At 59.2% G+C, this 25,959-nt stretch carries 26 protein-coding genes and 2 tRNA genes; 17 read left to right on the top strand and 11 right to left on the bottom strand.

Features of this window, described 5'->3' with window-relative positions:
* Positions 1-263 precede the first annotated feature (263 nt).
* Positions 264-337: transfer RNA gene (locus N6L24_RS15385), tRNA-Cys, on the bottom strand.
* A 141-nt stretch (positions 338-478) separates the two neighbouring features.
* On the opposite strand from N6L24_RS15385, the gene N6L24_RS15380 reads away from it, so the two are divergent.
* The 4 genes from N6L24_RS15380 to N6L24_RS15365 all read left to right on the top strand — a co-directional run bounded on the left by N6L24_RS15380 (position 479) and on the right by N6L24_RS15365 (position 4,392).
* On the top strand, positions 479-1,132 hold the full coding sequence (locus N6L24_RS15380) for a protein-L-isoaspartate O-methyltransferase family protein (protein ID WP_271845596.1): 654 nt from the start codon (positions 479-481) through the stop codon (positions 1,130-1,132).
* 105 nt (positions 1,133-1,237) lie between these two features.
* Positions 1,238-2,569, top strand: coding sequence for a TolC family outer membrane protein (locus N6L24_RS15375; RefSeq protein WP_271845595.1), 1,332 nt, complete (start codon positions 1,238-1,240; stop codon positions 2,567-2,569).
* Between the two features lie 71 nt (positions 2,570-2,640).
* Positions 2,641-3,786 (top strand): hypothetical protein, encoded by a 1,146-nt coding sequence (locus N6L24_RS15370; protein ID WP_271845594.1) that lies wholly within the window; start codon positions 2,641-2,643, stop codon positions 3,784-3,786.
* A gap of 33 nt (positions 3,787-3,819) precedes the next feature.
* Complete coding sequence (locus N6L24_RS15365) at positions 3,820-4,392, top strand: cobalamin biosynthesis protein CobQ (protein WP_271845593.1); 573 nt, start codon at positions 3,820-3,822, stop codon at positions 4,390-4,392.
* A gap of 79 nt (positions 4,393-4,471) precedes the next feature.
* On the opposite strand, the gene N6L24_RS15360 is transcribed toward N6L24_RS15365, so the two are convergent.
* A complete protein-coding gene (locus N6L24_RS15360; RefSeq protein ID WP_271845592.1) occupies positions 4,472-4,792 on the bottom strand; it encodes a DUF6280 family protein in 321 nt (106 codons plus the stop codon).
* 206 nt (positions 4,793-4,998) lie between these two features.
* On the opposite strand from N6L24_RS15360, the gene efp reads away from it, so the two are divergent.
* Complete coding sequence (gene efp / locus N6L24_RS15355) at positions 4,999-5,562, top strand: elongation factor P (RefSeq protein ID WP_271845591.1); 564 nt, start codon at positions 4,999-5,001, stop codon at positions 5,560-5,562.
* Positions 5,563-5,625: 63 nt separating this feature from the next.
* On the opposite strand, the gene ygfZ is transcribed toward efp, so the two are convergent.
* Positions 5,626-6,384: a CAF17-like 4Fe-4S cluster assembly/insertion protein YgfZ gene (gene ygfZ / locus N6L24_RS15350; protein ID WP_271845590.1), complete on the bottom strand. Its 759-nt coding sequence runs from the start codon at positions 6,382-6,384 to the stop codon at positions 5,626-5,628.
* Positions 6,385-6,453: 69 nt separating this feature from the next.
* Between ygfZ and N6L24_RS15345 the strand changes: the two genes are divergently transcribed.
* Positions 6,454-7,131, top strand: a complete 678-nt coding sequence (locus N6L24_RS15345; protein WP_271845589.1) for a TIGR04283 family arsenosugar biosynthesis glycosyltransferase — start codon at positions 6,454-6,456, stop codon at positions 7,129-7,131.
* A 9-nt stretch (positions 7,132-7,140) separates the two neighbouring features.
* Here N6L24_RS15345 and N6L24_RS15340 read toward each other — a convergent pair whose 3' ends face one another.
* From N6L24_RS15340 to N6L24_RS15330, 3 genes are all read right to left on the bottom strand, one after another.
* Complete coding sequence (locus tag N6L24_RS15340) at positions 7,141-9,024, bottom strand: ABC transporter ATP-binding protein (RefSeq protein WP_271845588.1); 1,884 nt, start codon at positions 9,022-9,024, stop codon at positions 7,141-7,143.
* A gap of 130 nt (positions 9,025-9,154) precedes the next feature.
* Complete coding sequence (locus N6L24_RS15335) at positions 9,155-10,261, bottom strand: pyridoxal phosphate-dependent aminotransferase (protein ID WP_271845587.1); 1,107 nt, start codon at positions 10,259-10,261, stop codon at positions 9,155-9,157.
* Between the two features lie 74 nt (positions 10,262-10,335).
* Positions 10,336-13,236 carry a valine--tRNA ligase gene (locus N6L24_RS15330; protein WP_271845586.1) on the bottom strand — a complete coding sequence of 967 codons (2,901 nt, stop codon included), beginning with the start codon at positions 13,234-13,236 and terminating at the stop codon, positions 10,336-10,338.
* A gap of 118 nt (positions 13,237-13,354) precedes the next feature.
* On the opposite strand from N6L24_RS15330, the gene N6L24_RS15325 reads away from it, so the two are divergent.
* The 5 genes from N6L24_RS15325 to N6L24_RS15305 all read left to right on the top strand — a co-directional run bounded on the left by N6L24_RS15325 (position 13,355) and on the right by N6L24_RS15305 (position 17,009).
* The gene (locus tag N6L24_RS15325) at positions 13,355-13,720 is read left to right on the top strand and encodes a hypothetical protein (RefSeq protein ID WP_271845585.1); all 366 of its coding nucleotides are present in this window, start codon (positions 13,355-13,357) and stop codon (positions 13,718-13,720) included.
* Positions 13,721-14,266: 546 nt separating this feature from the next.
* Positions 14,267-14,944: an amino acid ABC transporter permease gene (locus tag N6L24_RS15320; protein ID WP_271845584.1), complete on the top strand. Its 678-nt coding sequence runs from the start codon at positions 14,267-14,269 to the stop codon at positions 14,942-14,944.
* Positions 14,941-15,645, top strand: coding sequence for an amino acid ABC transporter permease (locus tag N6L24_RS15315; protein WP_271845583.1), 705 nt, complete (start codon positions 14,941-14,943; stop codon positions 15,643-15,645). The genes N6L24_RS15320 and N6L24_RS15315 overlap by 4 nt, the downstream gene beginning before the upstream one ends.
* Before the next feature lie 35 nt (positions 15,646-15,680).
* On the top strand, positions 15,681-16,457 hold the full coding sequence (locus N6L24_RS15310; RefSeq protein ID WP_271845582.1) for a transporter substrate-binding domain-containing protein: 777 nt from the start codon (positions 15,681-15,683) through the stop codon (positions 16,455-16,457).
* Positions 16,458-16,556: 99 nt separating this feature from the next.
* Positions 16,557-17,009, top strand: coding sequence for an MmcB family DNA repair protein (locus tag N6L24_RS15305; RefSeq protein ID WP_271845581.1), 453 nt, complete (start codon positions 16,557-16,559; stop codon positions 17,007-17,009).
* Here N6L24_RS15305 and N6L24_RS15300 read toward each other — a convergent pair whose 3' ends face one another.
* Positions 17,010-17,198, bottom strand: a complete 189-nt coding sequence (locus N6L24_RS15300; RefSeq protein ID WP_271845580.1) for a DUF6324 family protein — start codon at positions 17,196-17,198, stop codon at positions 17,010-17,012.
* Between the two features lie 148 nt (positions 17,199-17,346).
* Here N6L24_RS15300 and N6L24_RS15295 point away from each other — a divergent pair.
* Positions 17,347-17,423: transfer RNA gene (locus tag N6L24_RS15295), tRNA-His, on the top strand.
* 70 nt (positions 17,424-17,493) lie between these two features.
* Here the strand turns inward: N6L24_RS15295 and N6L24_RS15290 are convergent.
* On the bottom strand, positions 17,494-17,793 hold the full coding sequence (locus N6L24_RS15290) for a DUF6476 family protein (protein WP_271845579.1): 300 nt from the start codon (positions 17,791-17,793) through the stop codon (positions 17,494-17,496).
* On the opposite strand from N6L24_RS15290, the gene N6L24_RS15285 reads away from it, so the two are divergent.
* From N6L24_RS15285 to N6L24_RS15270, 4 genes are all read left to right on the top strand, one after another.
* Positions 17,792-18,832, top strand: coding sequence for an RluA family pseudouridine synthase (locus N6L24_RS15285; protein WP_271845578.1), 1,041 nt, complete (start codon positions 17,792-17,794; stop codon positions 18,830-18,832). The genes N6L24_RS15290 and N6L24_RS15285 overlap by 2 nt on opposite strands.
* Before the next feature lie 249 nt (positions 18,833-19,081).
* Positions 19,082-19,981, top strand: a complete 900-nt coding sequence (gene rpoH, locus N6L24_RS15280) for an RNA polymerase sigma factor RpoH (RefSeq protein WP_271845577.1) — start codon at positions 19,082-19,084, stop codon at positions 19,979-19,981.
* 123 nt (positions 19,982-20,104) lie between these two features.
* A complete protein-coding gene (locus N6L24_RS15275; protein ID WP_271845576.1) occupies positions 20,105-21,076 on the top strand; it encodes a Gfo/Idh/MocA family protein in 972 nt (323 codons plus the stop codon).
* Between the two features lie 40 nt (positions 21,077-21,116).
* Positions 21,117-22,172 carry an alpha/beta hydrolase gene (locus N6L24_RS15270; protein WP_271845575.1) on the top strand — a complete coding sequence of 352 codons (1,056 nt, stop codon included), beginning with the start codon at positions 21,117-21,119 and terminating at the stop codon, positions 22,170-22,172.
* Here N6L24_RS15270 and N6L24_RS15265 read toward each other — a convergent pair.
* From N6L24_RS15265 to N6L24_RS15255, 3 genes are all read right to left on the bottom strand, one after another.
* The gene (locus N6L24_RS15265; RefSeq protein ID WP_271845574.1) at positions 22,169-23,989 is read right to left on the bottom strand and encodes a M3 family oligoendopeptidase; all 1,821 of its coding nucleotides are present in this window, start codon (positions 23,987-23,989) and stop codon (positions 22,169-22,171) included. The two genes, N6L24_RS15270 and N6L24_RS15265, sit on opposite strands and share 4 nt — an antisense overlap.
* Before the next feature lie 102 nt (positions 23,990-24,091).
* Entirely contained in the window at positions 24,092-25,033 is a 942-nt protein-coding gene (locus N6L24_RS15260) for an alpha/beta hydrolase (RefSeq protein WP_271845573.1), read from the bottom strand.
* Entirely contained in the window at positions 25,033-25,323 is a 291-nt protein-coding gene (locus N6L24_RS15255) for an SCP2 sterol-binding domain-containing protein (protein WP_271845572.1), read from the bottom strand. Before N6L24_RS15255 ends, N6L24_RS15260 begins: the two co-directional genes overlap by 1 nt.
* An 84-nt stretch (positions 25,324-25,407) precedes the next feature.
* Between N6L24_RS15255 and N6L24_RS15250 the strand changes: the two genes are divergently transcribed.
* Complete coding sequence (locus N6L24_RS15250) at positions 25,408-25,959, top strand: tetratricopeptide repeat protein (RefSeq protein ID WP_271845571.1); 552 nt, start codon at positions 25,408-25,410, stop codon at positions 25,957-25,959.

The following is a 25,959-nucleotide window of genomic DNA, read 5'->3' as shown; positions in this document are numbered from 1 at the left end:
AAATGGCTCTGGACTTACAACAACGAAAGACCAAACATGGGCATCGGCGGGATGACCCCGATACAGAAACTGACAGCAGCTTAAATTCTACTGATACGCCCCTCTAAAAATGGGGGGATTACCCCTGTTGTTAAAGTTATATGGCAAAACGATTCAAAATCGCAGCAGAAACTGCACGCGGACTGTGTACGAATTGTGTACGAAATGCAAATTACACGATTTAGTGTAGTTAGCTATCTTCGATACTATATTTTGTGGAAATTTGGAGGCGAGTACCGGAATCGAACCGGTGTACACGGATTTGCAATCCGCTGCGTCACCACTCCGCCAACTCGCCGCCGATGGTGTGTCGCGGGAATTATCGCAGTTTCTGATGGGCCGCAAGAGAGAACCTGCGCTTTTCATGCTGCGGTGCGTTGCCCCTTGGAATTTATTGTGGCAAACCCATATCAACGAAATCTGAACGAATGAGTTTAGTATGCCCGACTATACCTCCCTCCGTACGGCCATGGTGGATACGCAGGTCCGCCCATCCGATGTTACGAAATTCCCGATTATCGAGGCGATGCTGACTGTCCCGCGCGAGGCCTTTGTGCCGGCAGCGCAGCGCGATGCGGCCTATCGCGGTGAAAACCTGCCGCTCGAAAACGGGCGCGTTGTGCTGGAGCCGCGCACCCTGGCAAAAATGCTCGATGCTCTGAACGTCAGCAAGGATGAGCTGGTGCTCGATATCGGGGCGGCGCTGGGCTATTCCTCGGCGGTGGTCGCGCGCATGGCAGAGGCTGTGGTTGCGGTGGAAAGCGACGAAGATCTGGCCGAAGACGCGCAGGCGGCGCTGGCCGACCACAATATCGACAATGTGGTTGTGCACACGGGGCCTCTTGCAGAGGGCGCGGCGAGCCATGGGCCCTATGATGTGATCATTGTGCAAGGTGGCGTCGAAAATCTGCCTGAAGCGATCGCACAACAGTTGAAAGATGGCGGCCGGATTGCTTGTGTGTTCATGACGGGCGCGCTTGGCGACGTGCAGATCGGTCATAAGACGGGCAGCCGGATTCATTGGCGCTCAGAATTCAATGCCGGGGCACCGGTGCTACAAGGCTTCGAAAAAGAGGTCGCATTCGAACTCTAACGACGCGCCGTCATGGCGCGCATACATCGGGTAGTGAGGTCAAGGGTTATGGGTTTCAAACGGGTTTTGGTATCGGCGGTCCTGACCGCATCAATGAGCGTCGGCATGACAACGGCTGGTCTGGCCGAGTCACTGGCGGATGCGATGGCGAAAGCCTACGGCCATTCAGGGCTGCTGCAGCAGAACCGCGCTTTGCTGCGCGCGGCGGATGAAGATGTCGCGCAGGCTGTGGCGGCGCTGCGCCCGATTGTGAATTGGTCGGCGGATATCACGCGCAGCTTTTCTGATGGGTCGGTCAATTCGGCGACCACAGATGCAAGCGTCGGTGTTTCGCTTAACTGGTTGCTCTATGATTTTGGCCGCTCCGCTGCGGGGATCGAAGCGCAGAAACAATCTGTGCTGGCCACCCGCCAGTCTTTGGTGTCGGTAGAGCAACAGATCCTTCTTAATGCGGTGCAGGCCTATATGAGCGTGCGCCGTGACTCCCAGATTGTTGCGCTGCGGCAGAACAATCTGCGTCTGATCACCCGTGAGTTGCGCGCTGCGCGAGATCGTTTTGAAGTGGGCGAGGTGACGCGCACTGATGTGGCCCTGGCCGAGGCGCGCCTGGCTGGCGCACGGGCCGAGCTGGCTGTCGCGCAGGGCAATCTGATGGCATCGCGCGAATTTTACGCAGCCGTCGTGGGCCGGCAGCCCGGCACTTTGTCGGCACCCGCGCGCTTGCCCAGTACCGCGCGGACGTTGGATCAGGCCAAGGCGGTCGCGGTGCGCAGCCACCCAGATATGCGGGCGGCGCAATACCAGGTGGCCGCTGCTGAATTTGGCGTGCGCCAGGCGTCAGCTGCGATGAAGCCGCAGGTCAACATGTCTGCCGGGCTGAGCGCGACCGAACGGTTCAATTCATCCTACGAGGTGACTGGGGGCCGGATTGGCGTTGGGGCCAGCGGTCCGATTTATCAAGGTGGGCGGCTAAGCTCGCTTGCGCGGCAGGCGATGGCACGTCGCGACGCGGCCCGCGGGGCGCTGCACGCCACGCAATATCGCCTGCAACAGAATGTGGGCAGCGCCTGGGCGCAGCTTGCGGCGGCACGCGCCCAAAGCGAAGCGAGCGCACGGCAGATTCGCGCCGCCCGCATCGCCTTTGATGGGGTCCGCGAAGAGGCCAGCCTTGGCGCGCGCACCACATTGGATGTGCTGAATGCCGAGCAAGAGCTATTGAATGCGCAATCCAACCAAATTTCCGCGCGCACCTCAGAGTTTACGGCGGCTTATACCTTGCTGGCTGCGATGGGGCTTTTGACGGTGGATCACCTTAATCTGGCGGTCGAAAAATATGACCCGGAAGCCTATTACAAGGCCGTCGAATCCGCGCCTGCGCTAAAAAGCAAACAGGGTCAGCAACTTGACAAGGTGCTGCGCCGTCTCGGGAAAGAGTGATCTGCACGAGAAATGTTGTGCGAAGCCTGCTCTGCCGCTAGAGTTGTCGGCGAGAGAGAGTGGTAATTCATATGTCAAATCCGGTTAAAAACACGGAAATCGAAGATGTGTTGTCCTCGATTCGGCGATTGGTATCCGAAAACGGCGCTGGTCAGCGGGGCAGATCTGCAACAGAGACAGCCGCCGCAGAGAAACACGCGGCAGAGGTGACACGCAACGCGCGCAGCACGCAAGAGCAGGCAGAAGATCGTCTGGTCCTGACCGAAGCGCTGCGGGTGCCCGAGGCCCCCAGTGACCCAACAGGGGATGTCGCGGAGGCCGCACGCGCGCCGGAGGTCACATTGCCCGACAACCCGTTTGGGCGCGAAATGCGTGAGGATCTGGACAAGATCCGCAGTGATTTGCCTAGTTTTTTGCAGCGCCGTGCTGCCCAGCCTGAACCTGTCCAGCCTGAACCTGTCCAGTCTGAACCTGCGGAAACGACCGCAGCGGAATCGGTCGAAGAGGGGGGCACGGCAGAATCGCTTGGGCAGCTGCGCTTTGAAAGTGCCCGAGATGATGCTGCCATCGTGTTGAAAGACCCGGATGCCGAAGCCGCGCAAATGCCCGAAACGGCAGAAGAGCTTCCGTCGGCCTATGTCGCAGCGCAGAGCGCCGTGGACACTGAAGAGGCACCCGAGATAAATGAAGATGCCCGCCCTTGGGAAGCGGAGGGCGAATTGCTGTCTGAGTGGCATTCTGTGCGTATGGACACCCCTGACGTGCTGGAGCCGGATGAGCCCGGTGATGGGGACTATGCTGGCACTGTGGTTGAGGCGCTGCCGTGGGAGGACCACGTAGAGCCTGAGGTTGTCGACGCGCCCGCAGAGGAAGTCGCCGCTGAGGCGCAGGCGGCACCTGCCGATGACGATGACACCGCGCAAAGCGGGCCGTCACTTGAGGACAGCGCCGCTGAGGAGATCGGCCTAGCCGCTGCCCAAGAGGCGGTGCGCGACGCGGTGATTGAGGGCATTTCTGAGCAGCAGGAAGCCGAGGATGATGGCGAGCCCTATGAGGCGGTGCTGGACGAAGAGATGCTACGTGATCTGGTCGGGGAAATTGTCCGGCAAGAGCTGATGGGCCCGCTGGGGGAACGTATCACGCGCAATGTTCGCAAGCTGGTCCGCCGAGAGATCAATCGCGCTTTGTCCGCGCGAAATCTGAGCGGTGATTACTAATTCAATGCGCTTGCGGTGCGCCATGGCTGCACCGTGAACACGCCCGCACACCTATTGCTTGGCTGGGCGGCATTTGGCCGTCGCGGTGCCCCTCGGCATGAATGGGCTGCGCTGGCTGGGGCGCTTGCGCCTGATCTATCGCTTTATCTTCTCGCGGGCGGGTCCATTTTCGTCTTGGGTATTCCGCCGTCCGTGGTCTTTCGCGATCTCTACTACTCGGATCTTTGGCAAGGTATTTTTGCCGTTGATAACTCCTTTGTGGTCTGGGGGCTGCTGCTGCTGGTGGCCGTTTGGCGGCAGGCGCGGTGGGGCGTGGCCTTTGCCGGGGCAGGGCTGTTGCATCTGGCGCTGGACTTTCCGCTGCACCATGATGACGGGCGGGCGCATTTCTGGCCTTTGAGCGATTGGATTTTCGCCAGCCCGGTCAGCTATTGGGACCGGGCGCATCACGCTGCCATTGTGGGCCCGATCGAAGCGATGCTCTGCCTGCTCTGCGCCATTCTTTTATGGCGCGTCGGGCCCTCTGTCTGGCGCAAGCTTGGCATTGCCGCCTTGATGGTGATGGAGGGAGTCGCCGTGATGCCCGGGTTCTTTATCGACATTTGATCGTCGCCGCGCGGCACGCGCAAAAAAACACGCGCCCGATAGGGCGCGCGTTTTTGCAGGGCAGCAGTTTTTTGTCGCTTTAAGCGGCTTGGCTTTCTTGTGCAGCATGACGGCGCTCGCTTTCTTCGCGAGACAGGGCCACAGACGTACGCACGCCTTTGCCCACAAATTCCATCAGGCCAGAAACCACGCGCTCATTGGGGTCAATCCCCGCGCAGGACAGCACTTCGCGACCATCGCGCGAACGGGCCCAGCGAGCGATCTGCTCAGGACCATTGCCGTATTTCTTGTCATCGGCAATGGCGTCATCAAGCGCGGCAAGAACGACCGCGGCAAACAGTTTGCGCGCGCGGTTGCCCTGTTCGTTATTAAAAGCCGTGCCATCAACGAAATCTCTCATCTCGTCGTCCTTGTCTTATTGCTCTTGTGTTTTTGGCGTGAGGTGCCTTATGACCGATCTTTTACGATTCGGGTACCCTAAATTTGCATAGCTTTTATGCAGCTTGTGCATAACTGAAGCGTCTTTAGGCTGTCTTGTCACCCGTCATCGGGCGAGATATAGGTGCTTTCGAACTCCGATCAACCTTTTTTTCATGGTTTTGTCACATGCCCAAAATTAACGGTAACGAAATTCGCCCTGGCAACACGCTGGAGCACAACGGCGGCCTCTGGGCAGCTGTCAAAGTGGATCACGTGAAGCCTGGCAAGGGTGGTGCCTTTGCCCAGGTCGAGCTGCGCAACCTGCGCAATGGGTCCAAACTCAATGAACGCTTCCGCTCTGCCGACAAGGTTGAGCGCGTGCGCCTTGAGCAGAAAGACCAGCAGTTCCTCTATGAAACTGACGGCATGCTGGTTTTCATGGATACCGAAACCTACGAGCAAATCGAATTGCCATCCGAGCTGCTGGGGGATCGCCGTCCGTTCCTGCAAGACGGTATGACCATCCAGGTCGAGTTCTATGACAACGAAGCGCTGAACGCGGCGCTGCCACAGAAAGTCACCTGCCAGGTGGTGGAGACCGAGCCAGTGGTCAAAGGCCAGACAGCGGCGAATTCTTTCAAACCGGCCATTCTGGACAATGGCGTCAAGGTGATGGTGCCCCCGTTCATCGCGCAGGACGAGATGATCGTCGTGGACACGATTTCCATGGAATATTCCGAGCGCGCCTAAACCGCGCTGCGCAACAGAAAAGGCCGCGTCCGGTGATCCGGCGCGGCCTTTGTCGTGCGGGCCTCAGATTTCCTGGGTCAGGACTTCGGTATAGGTCACGGTGGCAGCGCCGGCGTGCATGGTGGGCATGGCGCGATCAAAGCGCAAATAAGCCAGCGCAAGCTCACCGGCGCAGCTGTGCAACGTGCCCACAACCTTGCCATTGGCGGTGATATCCGTGCCGGGCACAGCCTCGCCTGAGATCGCGACCTGCGCCAGACCTTTGCGCAGCTCGGTCTTGTGTTTCATGCGTGCGGTGACTTCCTGCCCGACATAACAGCCCTTGCGAAAATCCACGCCATTCAGGCGCTCAAACCCCATTTCCAGAATATAGCTGTCCGGCGTCAACTCGACGCCGGTTTGCGGGATTTGCGCCGCGACATAAAGCTCGTTCCAGTCGATCGGGTCATGTGCCTGCGGCTCTGCGCGATAGGCCCGCCAGCCGAGCGCGGGATTGCGCGGATCGGTATGGCCATCCTTGGGGGTGGGGCCAAGTCCGCGGTGGACGTGCAGCGCACTCTTTTCGATGCTGACATCGGCGCGCAATTTATACATGCTCAGCCGGGTTGCCAGCATATCGACCAGGGTGGCGTCGACGTCCAACAGCACCTTGTCGCCCTGCCGCGCGACGAAGAAATCCGCCATATATTTGCCTTGCGGGGTCAACAGGGCGGCATAAAGAATGCCGGCGTCCAATTTCTTGATGTCGTTGGTGATCAGCCCCTGAAGAAAGCTTTCTGCCTCCGGGCCGCTGATCTCTAAGATGGCGCGTTCGGTGGTCATGGTAAATTCCTGTATTTTTCCGCTCTCTTAATATAGATAGGCGCAAGCCGTGCAACAGGGGGCCTCTGGATGAGAGCACCGGTTTCTGTCGTAATACCGACGTTGAACTCAGAACTGACACTGGCGCCCACTCTTTTGGCGCTTATGGAAGGCTTGTCTGCGGGCCTCATCCGCGAAGTGGTGATCAGCGATGGCGGATCAAGTGACGCCACCCAGCGGATCGCAGAAGACGCCGGAGCAGTGTTCGTCACTGGCGCGCCCAGTCGCGGTGGGCAACTGCGGCGCGGGGCCAAGGCTGCAGAAGGCGACTGGCTGCTGTTCCTGCACAGCGACACCCTCCTGTCGCCCGGCTGGGCGGATGAAGTTGAAGCGCATTTACCAAGCGGGCAGGCGGCCTATGGGCGACTGGCCTTTGCGGGCGGCGGGCTGCGCGGGCGGATCGTCGCGGGGTGGGCCAACCTGCGCTCGCGGCTCTTTGACCTGCCTTATGGCGATCAGGGCCTGCTTGTCCCCACGTCGCTGTATGCGCAGCTCGGTGGCTATGCTGATATTCCCCTGATGGAAGATGTCGCTCTGGCGCGAAAGCTGCGGGGGCGTTTGCGCCCGCTCAACGTTGTCGCGCTGACAAGCGCAGAACGCTACCAGAAGTCCGGCTGGATGCGGCGGGGCAGCCGGAACCTTTGGGTTCTGGCGCGCTACTTTGCTGGTGTCTCCCCCGAAGAGCTGGCCGACAGCTACCGGCGCTAAGCCGGGCGCTTAGATACGCGGCAGGCGGCCCATCATCTTGGCCCAGATGCTCTTGCGCGGGCGGGTTTGTTTGACCTTGGGCACATTGCGACGCTTGGCGACCTCTTCGGCGGTCGGGCCGCTGGTGGTGAATTGCAGATTATAGAGATCCGCATAAGTCCCGTTCTGGGCCAGCAACTCCTCATGTCCGCCTTCTTCAATCACACGGCCCTTGTCCATGACGATAATCTTGTCGGCGTCGCGTACGGTAGACAGGCGGTGGGCGATGACCAGCGTGGTGTGCCGCTCTGACAGTTTATCAAGCGCCTGCTGCACCATGACCTCCGATTGGGCATCAAGCGCGCTGGTGGCTTCATCCAGCAAGAGGAACGGCGTGTTGCGCAGCAGCGCGCGCGCAATGACCACGCGCTGGCGCTGCCCGCCGGACAGGCCGCTGCCGCGCGGGCCGACGCGCGTATCCAGCCCATCGGGCATCTTCTTGACGAAATCACTGACATAGGCGGCATCCAGCACGCCCATCAGCTGTTTTTCTGTGATGCGCGGGCGGCCCAGCAGAATGTTTTCCCGCAGGCTTTCGTCAAACAGCATGGCGTCTTGGGACACCACCGAAAACTGATCGCGCAACTCTTCCAACTTGAGGTCCGCAATGTTGGTGTCCCCAATCAGCACGCGGCCCGATTGCGGATCCACCAGCCGTGTCAGAACATTAAAGAGCGTTGATTTCCCCGCGCCCGAGGCCCCGACGATCGCCGTGGTTTCGCCCGCCTTAGCGGTGAAGCTTGCCCCGTTCAGCACTTTGGTTTCGCCATAGGACAGATGCACATCGTCAAAGATGATATCGCTATGACCCACGGGCAGCGCCTTGGGCTGCGCGGGGGAGTGCAACTTTGGTTCGGTTTCCAGCAATTCCTTAAGCCGCTCAATGCTGGCCGCGGCCACCTGCCATTGTCCGCTGACCGCGCCCAGTCGGCGCAAGGGCTCAAACGCAAATCCAAGCGCGGTGAAAAACGTCATGAATTGCCCGACGGTTTTGTCGCCCGCGATAATCTCGCTGCCGCCAAACACCAGCACGCCGAGAAAGCCGACGCCCGCCATCATGTCGATCAACCCGGGAATGGCCGCAACCCCGGCGGCAGAGCGGACCTCGGTCTTGACCAGATCATCGGTCAGCTCGCGATACTGGCGGGATTGATAGTCCTCAAGGCGGTTCAGTTTGACAGCGATAATGCCGTGAAAAACCTCGTCCAGCCGGGTGGCGAGCCGCGCGCCCAGATCGCGCGCTTCGCGGGCACGGCGACGCACGAATTTTTGCACGATCAGCGAGGGCAGTACCAAAAACGGGATGCCAATGAAAGCCACAAGCGTCCACTTCCAATCGACGCTGACCGCCACAGACATCAGCACGATCAAGGCAATCACATCGCGCCCTGCGCCGGTGATCACCGTGCTCCAGACCGTGTTGATCTGGTTGACGTCATTCTGCACCCGCTGGATCAGATAGCCGGGCGGGTGTTCCTGATGAAAGGCATTGTCCAGCAACATCAGGCGGTCCAATAGCTGGGTGCGCAAGCGTGCCGCCACCTTCTGCGCGATCTGCGTCAGCAAGATTTTCTGCCCCATGGAGGCAATGGCGCGGGCAATGAAGATCCCCAGAATGGCCAGGCCGACCCACCAAAGCGCGCTGGTTTTGCCCTCAATGAACACCAGATCGAACATCGGTTGCATCATCCAGCTGAGCGCGCCCATCATGGAGCCTTCAACGGCCATGAAAACCACCGAGAGCGCCAGCAAGGCCACATGTTTGGACAGAAACTTGCGCCAGAGCCAGCCAATCAACTGGCGGGCGGTGTCCGTCTGGGTCAAACGCGCGGTGTCTTTGGAAGAATTCGTCACGTGGGGGATTTCCTGTCGTTGAAAGCCCGCAGGCGCTGCCTCATCCTAGGCGGCACCGCGGCAATCTTCAAACCTGTTATTACCAAAGTCTCGCATCTAATGCGCGTCGTCGCCGGGGGCAAGGCCCCGCCTAGGCGGCCACCGCCGCGAGCGCCTTGGGCAAGGCGTCTTGCAGGATGCGCAGATCTTCGGCGCGCCCGCAACTGATGCGGATACATTGGTTGTGCGGTGCGACAAAAGGCATCCGCGCAAAAACGCCTTGCTCTGCCAGCGCTGCCAGCAGCGCCTTAGCGAAATCCGCATCGCGATGACAATCAAGCGTCACGAAATTGGTGGCCGAGGGCAGGGCTGTCAGCCCGTTTTCAGCCCCGATGCGGGTAATTTCGGCGCGCGCTGCGCTGATATCGGCGCGCAATTTGCGCAGCCAGTCCTGATCGGCCAAAGCCGCCAAGGCCGCGGCTTGGCTCGCGCGGTTGACCCCGAAATGGTTGCGGATCTTGTCAAAATTCTGGATCAGCTCGGGCGCGCCCATGGCATATCCGATCCTTGCGCCTGCCAGCCCGTAGCCCTTGGAAAAGGTGCGCATGCGAATGACCTTGGGGTGCGCCACCGGATAGGCTGCCGCAGTGCCCTCCGGCGCAAGCTCCACATAGGCTTCATCCAGCACCAGCAGGCAGCCATCCGGCACGCTGTCGAGCAGCGCGGTGATCTCCGCACCCTTGCGCCAGCTGCCCATCGGATTGTCGGGATTGGCAAAATAGATCAGCTTGGCATCAACCTCTTTGGCGCGGGCAATCAGCGCAGGCAGGTCTTCGTGCATGCCCGCGTAGGGGACAGTTTCAATCTGCCCGCCAAAGCCCGCCACATGATAGTTGAACGTCGGGTAGGCCCCGGCCGAGGTGACAACACGGTCGCCCGGTTCAATCAGCATCCGCGCCAGATACCCCAGCAGGCCATCAATGCCTTCGCCGACCACGATATTTTCAGGCAAGACATCGTGAAACGCCGCCAGCGCATGCCGCAGATCGTGGTTTTCCGGATCGCCATACATCCATTGACCGGCGCTTGCGCTGCGCAGCGCGTCCAGCGCTTTGGGGCTGGCTCCAAAACCGTTTTCATTGGCCCCAAGGCGCGCCGTGAATTTGCGCCCGGTCGCCCGTTCCTGGGTTTCAGGGCCAACAAAGGGCACGGTGGCGGGCAGGGCATTTACGAGTGCGGTGTAACGTGGTCCGGTCATGGCGCAGAGTCTGACCTAATCGCATGGCAGGCGCAATATAGGAAAACGCCCGCCAAAGGCGGGCGTTCTGGGTGTCAGGCGATTTCGGCGATGCGGGCGAGAGCGGCCTTTAGCTTGCCCTCTTCCTCTTCGCGCGCCACCAGATTGGCCTTGGCCTCGGCGACGACCTCATCGGGGGCAGAGGCCACAAATTTGGGGTTGTTCAGGCGCCCACGCAGACCGCCCAGTTCTTTGGCGAGCTTGCCCAGCGATTTTTCCAGTCGCGCTTTTTCCGCCGCAGCGTCAATGATCCCGGCAAGCGGCAGACCAAAGGTCGCCCCATCCACCGCCACCGTGGCGCAGCCTTTGGGGAATTCAGCGACAGTCTCAAGGCTTTCCAGCCGCGCGAGTTTGAAAATCAGCGCTTCATTGGCAGCAAATGCAGCGGCGTTTTCATCGGTGATCTGCGAGACGACCATCGGGATTTTGGCCCCGGCCGGCACATTCATTTGCGCGCGAGTTGAGCGGGTCGCTTCGATGGTTTGGATCACCCAGTTCATTTCCCGGTCGGCTGCATCATTCACCAGATCCGCGCCATATTGCGGCCAGTCTTCATGCATCAAGAAGCCGTCGCGCTTGGCGGTCTGGCCCCAGAGCTCTTCGGTGATGAAGGGCATGATCGGGTGCAAGAGGATCATGCATTGATCCAACACCCAGCCCATTGTGGCGCGGGTTTCGGATTTGATCGCCTCATCCTCGCTGCTGAGGAGCGGCTTGGCAAACTCCACATACCAGTCGCAAACCTTGCCCCAGACAAAGGCGTAAAGCGCATTGGCCGCATCATTAAAGCGGAAGCTTTCCAGCGCCGCATCCACCGTCTCGCGGGTCTTGCCCACTTCGCCGATGATCCATTGGTTTACCGTGGCTGAGGCCTCGGGGATGCCGCGCGCGGGTGCGCCGCCGACATACACCTCGTTCATCTCGGCAAAGCGGACGGCGTTCCAGATTTTGGTGCCGAAGTTGCGATAGCCTTCGATGCGCTTCATGTCGAGTTTCAGCACCCCGCCAAGCGCTGCCATCGCAGCAGAGCTAAAGCGCAGCGCATCGGCCCCGTATTCGTCAATGATCTCAAGCGGGTCGATGACATTGCCTGTGGACTTGGACATCTTCTTGCCCTTGGCGTCGCGCACAAGCCCATGCAGGTAAACTGTGTCAAACGGCACCTGATCCACGACCGCCAGCTGCATCATCATCATCCGCGCCACCCAGAAAAACAGGATGTCTTGGCCGGTGATCAGCGTGGACGTCGGGAAATACTTTTGCATTTCCGGGGTGTCCGCAGGCCAGCCGAGCGTGCCGATGGGCCAGAGACCGGAAGAGAACCAAGTGTCCAGAACGTCTGGGTCGCGGGTGAGTTCTACGCCTTCACCAGCTTGCGCCTGTGCTTCGGCTTCGGTTGCTGCACAGAATTGATTGCCGTCGGCATCAAACCAAACGGGAATCTGGTGGCCCCACCACAGCTGACGTGAGATGCACCATGGCTCGATGTTTTCCAGCCAGTGGTAATAGGTCTTTTCGCCGCTTTCCGGCAGGATCTTGACCTCACCGGATTTCACGGCCTCCAGCGCCGGGCCGACGATCTTGGACGTGTCGACAAACCATTGGTCGGTCAGCATCGGCTCGATCACCACTTTGGAGCGGTCGCCAAACGGCTGCATGATCGGTTTGTTTTCCACCATCGGCACCGAAATGGTGATCTCGTTGCCATCCTCATCGGTGCTGGTGTCGGTGATCATCACCGCCAGACCTTCGTCGGTGATTTGTTTGACCACCAATTTACGGGCTTCAAAACGATCAAGGCCGCGCAGATCATCGGGGATCAGGTTAATGGCATCGACTTCGTTTTCGGTGAACGCCGCCCCCTTGGCATGGGCCTGCGCCTTGCGCGCGTCTTCCGCATAAGGCGCACCATCCGCGCGCATTGCGCCGCGCGTGTCCATCAGGCGATACATCGGGATGCCGCCGCGCTTGGCGACTTGGTAGTCGTTGAAATCATGCGCGCCGGTGATTTTTACGGCCCCGGAGCCAAAGTCTTTGTCCGGGTAATCATCAGTGATGATCGGGATCAGGCGGCGATGTTCTTTCGGGCCAACCGGAATTTCCACCAGCTTGCCGACGATGGGCGCATAGCGTTCATCGGACGGGTGCACCGCAACCGCGCCGTCGCCCAGCATGGTTTCTGGGCGGGTTGTCGCGATCGAAATGTAATCGCGCTCCTCGCGCAGGGTGACGTTACCCTCTTCATCTTTTTCCAAATACTCATATGTCTCGCCGCCGGCGAGCGGGTACTTAAAGTGCCACATGTGACCCGGGGTTTCGATATTCTCAACCTCAAGGTCGGAAATTGCCGTTTCAAAATGCGGGTCCCAGTTCACAAGACGTTTGCCGCGATAGATCAGACCCTTGTTGTACATCTCAACAAAGACCTTGATGACCGCATCATGGAAATTGCCGCCCGCCTCATCGGCAGGGGCACCGGGGGCCCCGGACATGGTGAATGCGGCGCGCTCATAATCTGCCGAGGCCCCAAGGCGTTTCAGCTGATTGATGATGGTGCCACCGCTTTGCGCTTTCCAGTCCCAGACTTTCTCAAGGAACTTTTCGCGGCCCAGCTCGCGGCGCGAAGGCTGCTGGGTTTCGGCCAGCTTGCGCTCGACCACCATCTGTGTGGCGATACCCGCGTGGTCGGTGCCCGGCTGCCAGAGCGTGTCAAACCCCTGCATGCGTTTCCAGCGGATCAGGATATCCTGCAGTGTATTGTTAAAAGCATGGCCAATGTGCAGCACGCCGGTGACATTGGGTGGCGGGATCATGATGCAATAGGCGCTGGCACCCGGCTTTGCGTTTGCGCCGGCTTTAAAGCAGCCCGCTTTTTCCCAAGCCTCCAGCAGGCGGCTTTCGGCCTCTGCTGCGTTAAATGTCTTTTCCATCGCCATGTGCGTCATTCCTGCGTGCGGGTCATGTCAAGTTTCAGCGAGGTTTAGCGAAAGGCGGGCTGAAGGGAAAGGTGGTCTTGTGCTATACTTGGCAAGATATCCGCGCAAGATATCCGCTATGACCGAGGAAACGATGCCCAAGCTTATCCGCCTTTATATCACCCACAGTTTGATCGGGTTTCTGTTATCTGCCGTATTTGTCGGGCTGTTGCTGGTCTTTGATGTCGCCGGTCTGCGCGGTTTGATCCTGCGCAGCGCTGCGGGGTGGCTCGCCCTGCTGATGCTTTGGGTCTTTAACGGGATTATCTTTGCGGGCGTACAGACCAGCATTCGCGTTATGCTGATGGCAGAGCGCAGCGCATCGCCGCCGGGCGGAAAGCGCCAGCGCACTCAGAGCAGCGGCAAGGGCGCAGTCGGCGTCGCCGTGCCCGCCAAGGGACGGGCGTCAGATCAGCGGCACCAGCGGCACGCCGCAGCCAGATAAAAGCGCGCTGCCAAGCAGGACAAGGTGATATAGCTTAAGTGTCATGACATGCCCCAATTGCAACCTTTTGGTGCATTAGGGCGCAACGTTGCAGCGCGGGCAAGGAAAATGTGGCGGGCCCGCAATCGCAGCCGTGGGGTTATCTCATTCCCGAGGACCTGTATATACAGGTGGGCGCCAGGTAAATGGACCAGGATCCAGACAGAGCCAGCTCCCTCGGAATTGCTTAAGGCCACCGGAATGCAACCGTATCACGAGAAGGGCAGCACCCGCCACAGACCCTATGTAGGGTGCGGCGCGGGGCAGGGCAAGAGGATGTAGGACTGCGCCAGAGTCGGGCAGCGGCGCGTATCAGCCGCGCGCTGGCGGCCAGCAGCGGGTTTTTGAGCCTCGCGATGCTTAATTCTTGGTCGAAGCGACTGAAATCGCTCAATATATTGGCAGGTTTCTGGGTTTGCGCCGCCGTTTTCACAGGCCACCCACTTTCCGCCTTACGCTTGGTTCCGCGCTGTACCAGCTTGCTCGCACGACGACGCGAGGGCAAAATTGGAACTTCGATTTTTTGAAATTTACCGCAATCCCGACTATTTGTGGCTTCTGGCCGAGGGGGCCGGTGCCAGCGCTTTGATCACGACTGCGTCAGGTTTGTTGGGCTTTGTCATGGCGCTTGTTCTGGCGGGTGTTCGGTTCGGCAAAGTGCCGGTTCTGGCGCAGATCTCTGCCTGCTATGTTGAATTCATCCGCAACACGCCCCTGATCGTGCAGCTGTTTTTCGTGGCATTCGGTCTGCCGATGCTGCTGGGATATCAATGGCCTTTCTGGGCGCATGCGGTCTTGGCGCTGACATTGAATTTCTCGGCCTATTTCTCGGAAATTCTTCGCGCGGGCTTCACCACGGTTGCCGTCGGGCAGCGTGAGGCCGCCAAGGCATTGGGCCTGCCGGGATGGTTGGCCTTTGTGAAGATTGTGCTGCCACAAGCGGTGGCGCGCATGTTCCCCTCGATCAATAGCCAGTTCATCTTTTTGTTTTTGACCACCGGCGTGATTTCAGAGATCGGCGTGCGGGATCTGACGCAGGCGGGCATGTTCATTGACAGCCGGACCTTCCGTTCATTCGAGGTGTTTTTCACCCTGACCGTGATCTACGTGCTGCTGTCTCTCAGCTTTAAGTTCGCGCTGACCCAAATGCAGCATCGTCTGTTCAAGTGGCAGGTGGCGCGATGAAGGATTTGTTTGTTGCCCTCTTGGGCAAACCCGAAGGCATCGTGCTGTTCCAACTGCTGGAAGCGACGCAATTCACCATTTATCTTTCGCTGATTGCCTTTTTAGGCGGCGGTCTTCTGGGGGCGGGCATCACGCTGCTGCGGATCATGCCCGGCCGTTTGGGCAAACGTTTGGCGCTGGGCTATATTTGGATTTTCCAATCCGTGCCGCTGTTGATGCTGCTGTTTCTCGCAGGGCTTGGCGCGCCCAAGCTTTTGGATGTGCACGTCAACCCCTGGACGGCGGCTTGCGTGTCGCTGACGCTTTACGCCAGCGCCTATCTGTCTGATGTTTGGCGCGGGGCGATCGAAAGCGTGCCGCAAGGCCAATGGGAGGGCGGTCACGCGCTGGGCCTGAGCTTTTTCAAAGCGCTGCGCCTGGTGATCTTGCCGCAGGCAGTGCGTGTCGCCCTTGCCCCCACCGTCGGCTTTATGGTGCAGATCATCAAAGGCACATCGCTGGCCTATATCATTGGGTTTCACGACCTCATGGCCATCGGCAAACGCTGGGCCAACGCCCCGTTGGATGGCACCGAACCCTTCATCATCTTCCCACTGATGGCGCTGATCTATTTCTGCCTCTGCTACCCCCTGTCGCTGACGGCGCGACGGCTGGAGGCCAAGCTGGGCAAAGTCGGCAGCCGCAGTGCCGAAGCCGCATAACACAACACAAAACCGACCCAATAAGGAGTGACATTATGAAAATTCTCAAAGGCCTGATCGCCGCCGCTACCGTGGCCCTTGCCAGCCCGGCTGTCGCCGATCTTTCGGACATCCTGTCTGCGGGCACCATCAAGGTGGGCGTTCCGGAAAACTTCCCGCCCTTTGGTTCCCTGGGGCTTGAAGGCGAATACGAAGGCTATGACATCGATGTGGCCAAGCTGATCGCCAAGGATCTGGGTGTTGAACTGGAGCTGGTGCCCGTCACCTCAAAACAACGGATCCCGTTCCTTGAAACCGACAAAGTCGATCTGGTGATCAGCTCGATGGGGGCGAACCCAGAGCGCGCGAAATCAATCTGGTTCTCTGCGGCCTACGCGCCCTTCTATTCAGGGGCCTTTGCCTCTTCTGAGGTGATGGTGAAAGAATTCGCGGATCTGGCCGCCTATAAAATCGGCCTGACCAGCGGAACGCTCGAAGACCTTGAGGTCACAAAGCGCGCGCCCGAAGGCACCGACATCATCCGCTTTGGCGATAATGCGGCGACTCTGGCGGCCTTTACCTCTGGTCAAGTGGACGTTCTTGTGACCGGCAATACGGTTGCTGCGAAACTGGGTGCGGATCAGCCAGACCTGGATCTGCAAAGCAAGCTGATCATCAAAGAATCCCCGGCCTTCATCGGCGTCAAAAAGGGTGACTTTGATCTGCTGCAGTGGGTGAACGTCTTTATCCTGCACAAGAAACTGGGTGGCGACCTGAACGAGATTTCCGAAACATGGCTCGGTCAACCGCTGCCGCCAATGCCGACCTTCTGATTGGATCAGGCTCAGTGACATGACTTGCAAAGGGGCCTCCGGGCCCCTTTCGCGTTGCGGGGCTTGCCTTTTGTTCATGTATTGTTCACCATATGCCTTATGGATATCGACCTTCAACCCGGACAGTTATTGGCGCGCGGCGTGTGTCGGCATTTGCGCAGTTATGGATTCGCCTCGATCGAAGAATTTGTGCCCGAGCGCGGTAAGCGCGTGGATGTGATCGCGCTGGGGCCAAAGGGTGAAATCTGGATTGTCGAATGCAAATCCAGCCGCGAGGATTTTCAGACCGACAGCAAATGGGAAGGCTATTTGGAATGGTGTGATCGGTATTTCTGGGCGGTGGATACCAACTTCCCGACCGATCTTTTGCCCGAGGGCACGGGGCTGATCATCGCAGACCCTTATGATGCGGAAATTATCCGCATGGCGCCGGAGGATAAGCTGGCCGCCGCGCGCCGCAAAAAGATCACACACAAGTTTGCCATGGATGCGGCGCGGCGGTTGCATCGCTTTCGCGATCCCAAGCTGGTGCCGTTGCCGGATGAGATGTGATTACTTCTTCATCTGCGCCGCGGTCTGAGCCGCCGCGCGAATTTCTTCGGCAATTTCTTCGGCTTCTTCCGGGGAGAAATCCATTGGAACTTCAAAGCCGCCAGCTTCGATGAAAATGCGCACAAAGCCTTGATCGGTTGGACCGATCTGCATATTCGCTTCCATATCACGTTCTGTATTGATGCCCATGTTTTCACTCCTTGCTTGATCCCCGCCTAGCGGTATAAGCTGGATTTAGCAAGACGTTGGCGGGACGCCCGGTCGCGGATATTATCCGCAAAAATCGTGATTTTCCCGCTTGCATTTGCCCACGCGGATCAGTAAACCGCCCCAGCGTGCCGCCTTAGCTCAGTAGGTTAGAGCGCCTGATTGTGGATCAGGAGGTCCCCCGTTCGAGCCGGGGAGGTGGTACCACTCTCTCCCCCTTTGATCGTGCGAATGATGCCTGCAAATGGCCCGGCTCTATGCCTGTTTCTCGCGCGATTTAATCGGTTGAAATTGTGATGGTTTGCTTCAGCTGGCCGGTCAACGCATCAAAGATCAGGATCTGCTGACCGTCGGTCACAACCGCATACCAGCCGTCGCCTTTGGTAAAGGCAGTGGCGCTTTGGCCATCTGGCAGGGTGATGCTTTCTGGAACATCCGGGCCTTGGCCGTAGAAACGGGTGACAAGCAGCCCAACCACAAGTAAAAGCCCGCCAATCATCACCACCGTCAGAACTGTGATCAGACGGCGCAGAAAACGCAGATTTACGGGTTCGTCCAGTTCAGGAGTGTCATCCATGGCCACAACTCACGTTACCTTTGAGATCGCGGAGAACCCGCCTGCGCGTCTTGATAAGGCTTTGGCACGTGATGTGCCAGCAGAAGCCGCACTGTCCCGGACGCGACTGGCCAAACTATTGGAAACGGGTGCCATCACGGTGGACGGTGTCGCGGTGACGGACCCAAAGGCCAAAGTTGCGGCCGGGGCGATGATTGCCGTGACGGTTCCCGTGGCTGACGAAAGCCATATCGGTCCCGAGGATATCCCGCTTGAGGTGGTGTTTGAGGATGATGATCTGATTGTCATCAACAAACCGGCTGGCATGGTGGTGCATCCGGCCCCCGGCACGCCAAACGGCACCTTGGTGAATGCGCTGCTGCATCATTGCGGTGATACGCTGTCCGGGGTGGGGGGCAGCAAGCGGCCCGGCATTGTGCACCGCATCGACAAAGAAACCTCTGGGCTTCTGGTGGTGGCCAAGACGGATCGCGCGCATCAGGGGCTGGCGACACAATTCGAAAAGCACACGGTTGAGCGCTATTACAACGCCGTGGTCTACGGCGTGCCAGATGCGCATGATCCGCGTTTGCGCGGGGTGCGCGGCGTTAGTTTTGAGGCCGGCAACATCATGCGGATCACCACGCAATTGGCGCGCCACAAGACAGACCGCCAGCGTCAGGCAGTGTTGTTTGAAGGCGGTCGGCATGCGGTGACGCGGGCACGTATTGTTGAAAGCTTTGGCACGCCCGAGGTTGCGGCGCTGGTGGAATGCTGGCTGGAAACGGGGCGGACGCACCAGATTCGTGTGCATATGACACACGCGGGCCACAGCCTGATTGGCGATCCGACCTATGGCGGTCGGCGCAAATTGTCTGAAAAGGCGCTAAGTCCGGCGGCGGTCGCCGCCGCGCGCGGATTTGCGCGTCAGGCCCTGCATGCGGCGGTGCTCGGCTTTGTGCATCCGGTCAGCGGTGAAAACCTGCGCTTCCAAGCGCCCATTCCCGAGGATATGGCCGCCTTGATCGCGGCACTGCGCGGCAAATCCACGGCCTCCTGACCGGATCTGGCGGCAGTAACTGTGTATTTATGCGTAGGTTATATGCGCATTTGCATGTTTATTTCAGTTTCGCACAGATGTGTTTTTTGACATATTTCGCAAACACCTGTGAGGACACGCCCGTGTGACTGGATATTTGGGCTGCCTCGCGCCAACTTAATAGACAAGATTTCTGAGCACGCGCGCTTGAAAGCCTGTTATCGCTCACCTATCTGAATGTTAATCCTTTATACATTGAAGGGACAGGACATGAGCAACTATAAAAACTTACCGGCGCCAACGCCCGAAGGCGGGCTGAATCGCTATATGCAAGAAATTCGCAAGTTCCCGCTGCTGGAACCCGAAGAAGAATACATGCTGGGCAAGGCCTGGGCCGAAAAGGGCGACACCGAAGCCGCCCATAAAATGGTCACAAGCCACCTGCGCTTGGCGGCCAAGATCGCGATGGGCTATCGCGGCTATGGCCTGCCACAGGCCGAGGTGATTTCCGAGGCCAATGTTGGCCTGATGCAGGCGGTGAAACGGTTTGATCCGGAAAAGGGGTTCCGTCTGGCCACCTATGCCATGTGGTGGATCCGCGCTTCTATTCAGGAATACATCCTGCGCAGCTGGTCGCTCGTAAAGTTGGGCACAACCTCGGCGCAGAAAAAACTGTTCTTCAATCTGCGCAAGGCCAAGGCCCGTATTGGCGCGCTGGAAGAGGGCGATCTGCACCCGGACAACGTGGCCCGGATCGCGCATGACCTCGGTGTGACAGAGGATGAAGTCATCAGCATGAACCGCAGGCTGTCTGGCGGCGATGCCTCGCTGAATGCCACTGTCGGCTCTGAAGGCGAAGGCACGATGCAATGGCAGGACTGGCTGGAAGACGAAAGCGCCGATCAGGCGGGTGACTACGAAGCCCGCGATGAGCTGGAAGCGCGCCGCGAGTTGCTGGCAGAAGCGATGGATGTGCTGAATGAGCGCGAAAAAGATATTCTGGTGCAGCGCCGGTTGCAGGACACAGTGGTGACGCTGGAAGAGTTGAGCGGCCAGTATGACGTCAGCCGCGAACGCATTCGCCAGATCGAAGTGCGCGCCTTTGAGAAACTGCAAATGCGCATGCGCGCTTTGGCGAGTGAAAAAGGCATGATGCCGACTGAGGACTGACTGAGGTCCCCTATATGGTTGCTCAAGGCCGCGCATTGCGCGGCCTTTCTTATTAGAGATGCCACCGATTGGCCTTGCGCGGGCGCAAAGCGCCGCTAGGCTTGCTGTGAATGGAGGGCGCGTATGGCATTGAATTGGGGGATCTTGGGGGCATCCAAGTTTGCGCGGGACCATATGGCACCGGCGTTGTTGACGGCCGAAAATACGGCGCTTATGGCGCTGGCCACAGGGTCAGCTGACAAAGCCGCGCCCTTTGTGGCCATGGCCCCCGGGCTGAAGGTGCACGCCACATATGAGGCGCTGCTGGCCGATCCGAATATCGATGCCGTCTATATTCCGCTGCCCAATCACATGCATGTTGAATGGGCGCATAAGGCCATTGCCGCCGGCAAACACGTGCTTTGCGAAAAACCGATGACGCTCCGGGCCGAGGAGTTTGACGGGCTGATCGCGGCCCGCGACACGTCGGGCCTGTTGGTGGCCGAAGCCTATATGATTGCGCATCACCCGCAATGGGCAGACGTGCGCGTGCTGTTGTCTGATGGCGCGATTGGGCAGCTCCTGCATGTCACGGGCGCGTTCACTTACAACAACGCCGACAAGCCGGGGAACATTCGCAATCAAGCCGCCGCCGGGGGCGGTGGGTTGCGCGATATCGGGGTGTACACCATGGGCTCTGTTCGGCTCGCAACCGGGCAGGAGCCGCAGCACATTTCGGCCCGGATGCGCCAAGAGGACGGCTATGATACCTTTACCGAGGTTCGCGCCGAGTTCGCGGGCTTTACCTATAGCGCCTATGTGTCCACCCGGATGTCCCTGCATCAAGAAATGGTGTTTCACGGCAGCACCGGGATGATCCGCTTGACCGCGCCCTTCAATCCGGGCGTTTTTCGCGAAGGGCAGGTGATCCTGCAGCGCGCCGGGCATGACGAACAGATCCGCCGCTACAATGATATCAACCAATACAAACTGCAGGCCGAGGCCTTTGCCCGTAGCGCCAAATCCGGCGCGCCCTATGCCTGCCCGCTGGAATTTTCGCGCGGCACGCAGGTGATGATGGACGCGGTTTTCACCTGCGCTACATCGCTGAAATAAGGTCGCAAGTGATTTTACCAAGGCCCGAGGGATGGCGGAAATGCCCAGAGCGATACGTGATAAAAAACACCTGATATTGGGTCTGGCGCTCGCGGTTTTGTCCGGCTGCGGCGCGGCGCGACCCGATTTGGATGTCGCCCCAGCCGTGCCAAGCGCGCAGGTGCAACCGATCTATGTGGCAACGGGCTACAAGCTGCTGGACAGCGGCCAGAACTTTGGCCGGGTGCGGTCAGGCGTCTTAAACTATGCGCGGGTCGATGTCTCTGTACCGCCGACGCATGTGCCTGGCAATATTGAATGGCCGCGCGGTGTGCCGGATGCGGCCACGGATTTCGTCGTGACAGAGGCGGCACCCTATGATGGCCTTGGCGCGTTTGCCCGCGACATTCGCGCCGACGCGGCGGGGGAAGAAACTTTTTTCTTCGTGCATGGCTATAACAACACCCTGCCCGAAGCCATGTATCGTCTGGCGCAAATCCAGACCGATTTTGAAAACGACATGCCCGGCGTGCTGTTCAGCTGGCCCTCCGCCGGGGACCCGCGTGGCTATGTCTATGACCGGGATAGTGTGCTGTTCGCGCGTGATGACATGGAGCGGACGCTAGAGGCGCTGACCACGCAGCGCGGTGACAAGGTGTTTATCGTGGCCCATTCCATGGGGGCGCATCTGACCATGGAAGTGCTGCGGCAGGCTGCGCTTCAGGGCAATCAACGTCTGTTATCGCGGATCAGCGGCGTTATTTTGATGTCGCCAGACATTGACCCGGATATTTTTCGTCGCCAGGCCGAAGCCATTGGCCGCCTGCCGCAACCTTTCTTGATTTTTGTGACGCAGGAGGATCGGGCGCTGAACTTGCTGGGATGGCTCACCGGACGCAAGCAGCGGCTTGGGGTGATCAACAGCCCGGACAGCGTGGCAGGGCTTGAGGTTTCGGTTGTGGATTTCACCGGGCTTGGCGATGGCGAGGGTCTGAATCACTTTGTCCCTGTCACATCACCCGAAGCCTTGCAGGCGCTGCGCGGGCTGACTGCGCGATCGGGCCGCACCGGCGGCCCGCGCTATAGCAATTTTCTGGTTTTGAAACCGCCGGCTTAGTCTTCCATCTGCTCCAGCTCGTCGATCATGTCAGAGATCATCGACAGGCCTTTGTCCCAGAACTTCGGATCAGAGGCATCCAGACCAAAGGGGGCCAGCAGCTCTTTGTGATGTTTGGAGCCGCCCGCCTTCAGCATGTCAAAATACTTGTCTTCAAAGCCTTCGCCGCCTTCGGCATAGACCGCGTAAAGCGCGTTCACCAGACCGTCGCCAAACGCATAGGCATAGACATAAAACGGCGAGTGGACGAAATGCGGAATATACGCCCAGAAGACGTCGTAATCATCCATGAACTCAAATGATGGCCCGAGGCTCTCGGCCTGCACCGACATCCAGAGGGCGTTGATGCCCTCGGGCGTCAGCTCGCCATCGCGGCGCGCCTCGTGCAGCTTGCATTCAAAATCATAGAACGCGATCTGGCGCACAACGGTGTTGATCATATCCTCAACCTTCCCGGCCAGCATCACCTTGCGCTGCGCTTTGGAGGTCGCGTTGTCCAGCATGCGCCGGAAGGTCAGCATCTCGCCAAAGACCGAGGCGGTTTCCGCCAGCGTCAGCGGGGTCGAGGACAGCATCTCACCCTGTTCGGCAGCCAGAACCTGATGCACGCCATGCCCAAGTTCATGCGCCAAAGTCATTACATCGCGTGGTTTGCCAAGGTAATTCAGCATCACATAGGGGTGCACGTCCGTAACGGTCGGATGCGCAAAGGCACCGGGCGCTTTGCCCGGTTTCACGGCGGCATCAATCCAGCCCTTGCTAAAGAACGGCGCGGCAATTTCGGCCATGCGCGGATCAAACGCTTCGTAGGCATCCATCACGGTTTTCTGCGCCAGGTCCCATTCAATGACGCGCGTATCTTCCATCGGCAGGGGGGCGTTGCGATCCCAGACCTGCATCTTGTCCAGACCCAACCACTTGCGCTTAAGCTCGTAGTAGCGATGGCTGAGCTTGGGATAGGCGGCGACAACCGCATTGCGCAGCGCCTCGACCACTTCGGGTTCAACATGGTTAGACAGGTGCCGGCCATGCTGGGCGCTTGGCATCTTGCGCCAGCGGTCCAGCACCTCTTTTTCTTTGGCTTGGGTGTTGTGCACCCGTGCGAAGGTTTTGATATTCGCCTTAAGCACCCGCGCCACTTCGAGTGCCGCAGCTTCGCGTTTGCCGCGATCCTGTTCGGTCAGGTAATTCAGCGTCGCCTCGATGTTGAGCTTTTCGCCCTCCATCTCAAATTCCAGCCCGGCGATGGTTTCGTCAAACAGACGCTCCCAGGCGTCGCCAACCACCCCAAGATCGTGCAGGAATTTTTCCAGCTCATCGGACAGCTGGTGGGGTTTCATTGCGCGAATGCGGTCAAACACCGGCTTGTAACGTGCCAACTCGGCGTTTTCGGCAAACATCGCCGTCAGTTTGTCATCCTCAATGCGGTTCAGCTCCAGCGAGAAGAACACCAGCGGCGTAGAGAAATCGGTCAGCGCTTCTTGCATGTTGGACATGAATTGCGCGCGTTCGGCATCGACCGTCATCTGGTAATAGCGCAGGCCGGCATAAGACATGATGCGGCCGGAAATCTGACTGATCTTTTCATTGCGCTGTACACAGGTCAGCAACTCGGCGGCAGTCAAGCTTTCCAATTTGCCTTCGTAATCCGCCGCAAAAGCTGCGCATTCCTGCTCAAGCCACTCCAGATCGCGCTCCAGTTCCGGCGCGTCGGGGCTGGCATAAAGGTCACTCAGGTCCCATTCTGGCAGGTCGCCAAGCCCATCCGCCCCATGAGAAGAATTTGCGTCGCGTACGGGGAAGGGCAGATTGAACATGGGGGGCCTCATCAAACTTTGAATTGCGTTGACTAGAGATATGCAGGTGCGGCCACTGGGTTCAAGGGGGCGCAGACGCTTTCGCGGCGCAGGGCGCGGAAATCAGACCGCGCGGTCAAAGCATTCCAGAATAGCGCGCATGGCCGATCCGCGTTTTTCCGGGCCTTCCATCAGGATTTCGTGCTGGCCATCCTGTGCCCAGACGAGGCTGCCATTGGGCCAGTTGGCCATTCGGGTTTCGATGGCGCTCTTGCTGACGATTTGTTCGTCCGTGCCCAAAATGGTCACGGTGGGGACCGTTGGGGAAGGACGTTTGGCCAGCGCCCTGCATTCCGCCAGCGCGGTTTGCAGCCACAGCAGGCTGGGTCCGCCGAGGGTCAATTCCGGATGGGCACGGGCTTGATCACGCAGCCGGTCATACATGGCGCGATCGCAGGTCAACTGGTTGTCTTCAAACGGCTGATCCAGCACATAGGTGTCGTTTTTCGTGCCCGGCGCGAGGTGATGCGCCAGCCCAATGCGCCGCGCGCCAGTGCCGATCACATGGGCGATGGGTTTCAGGATCGCTGCAATACCGATATCCCACATCGGGCCGGTGAAGGCCGCGGCACTGACTGGCAAATCTTCCATCAGCGCCCGAAGGCCGATGCAGCCGCCCATGGAATGCGCCAGCAAAAGATAGGGCTGCGGCAGGCTTAATTCTTCGGCGGCCCCCAGTAGGGCGGCGACATCCGCCTGATAATCCGGGAAGGAAAGTACATGCCCCGCCATCGGATTGTCGCACAGCCGGTCTGACAGGCCTTGGCCGCGCCAGTCAATTGACGCGGTCGCATAGCCAGCGGCCGCAAGCTCCCCGGCGGTGATGGCGTATTTTTCGATATATTCCGTACGCCCCGGAAACAGCAGCACGGTCCCCTTTGGGGCACCCTCCGCTGCCCAATGCGCCACCCGCAACCGCAGCCCGTCGGATGTGGAGGTCCGATAGGCCTTGGCCACAGGCTCCCCTGCGGGTGTCGCGTGGTAGGGTGCAGGGCTGAGCAGCATTAGGCCAGCACTTGTCCCAGTTTCATCGCCATGCCCATATCGCCATCCACCTTCAGTTTGCCGCCCATAAAGGCCGCGGTGGCATTGGTGTCGCCTTCAAGGATCGACTGGAAGGTATCTGCATCCGCCGTCAGCGTCACATCGGCGTCGTCATCACCGGCGCGCACGCCGTTTTCGTCAATGATCAAAGCGCCTTCGTCCTCGATGACAAATTTCGCGGTGCCGTCAAACCCCTGGTCGCCCAATTTGGCGCTCAGCGCCTCTACTGCGGCGGAGACAATATCGCTCATTTGGTAAACTTCCTTTGAACTGTGCGCGTCGGGCTAGTAAATCCCGATGCGCAGGTTACATTCAAGACTGATATGGGCCTGTTTTTGAATAAACTCAAACCTGTCCTTGCGGCAGCTAGCCTGATTGTGATGGGCAGCGGTGCTATGGCACCGGCGGATGAGGCGCGTGTTGCGGATTTGCTCAGCGAATTGCAAAGCGCCCCGGCAAGCCGTGCGGCGCAGATCGCGGATGAGCTGCAGTTGGAATGGGCAAAAAGCGGCTCTGCCAGCGCCGATTTTCTGCTGTCCCGTGGTCGCAAAGCGCTTGAGGCGCAGGACCCGGAAGCGGCCATTGACCACTTCAGCGCGCTTGTAGATCACGCGCCCGGCTTTGCCACCGGCTATGTGGAACGGGCGCGCGCCTATCTTGAGACCGGGCTCTTTGGTCCCGCGTTGCAGGATCTTGAAGCCGCGCTGGGCCTGAACCCGCAACATTTTGAGGCGCTGAGTGGTGTGGCGCTGATCCTTGAGATGATCGACCGGCCAGAGGCTGCCTATGACGCCTACCTGATGGTGCGCTCTATACATCCCCATCATCCCGCCGTAACAGAGGCGCTGGAACGACTCGAGCCGGTTGTGAAAGGCCGCAGGCTCTAA

The organism is Cognatishimia sp. SS12, from assembly GCF_028369055.1.
Classification (GTDB): domain Bacteria; phylum Pseudomonadota; class Alphaproteobacteria; order Rhodobacterales; family Rhodobacteraceae; genus Cognatishimia.
This window is presented reverse-complemented; position numbering and strand designations above follow the sequence as displayed.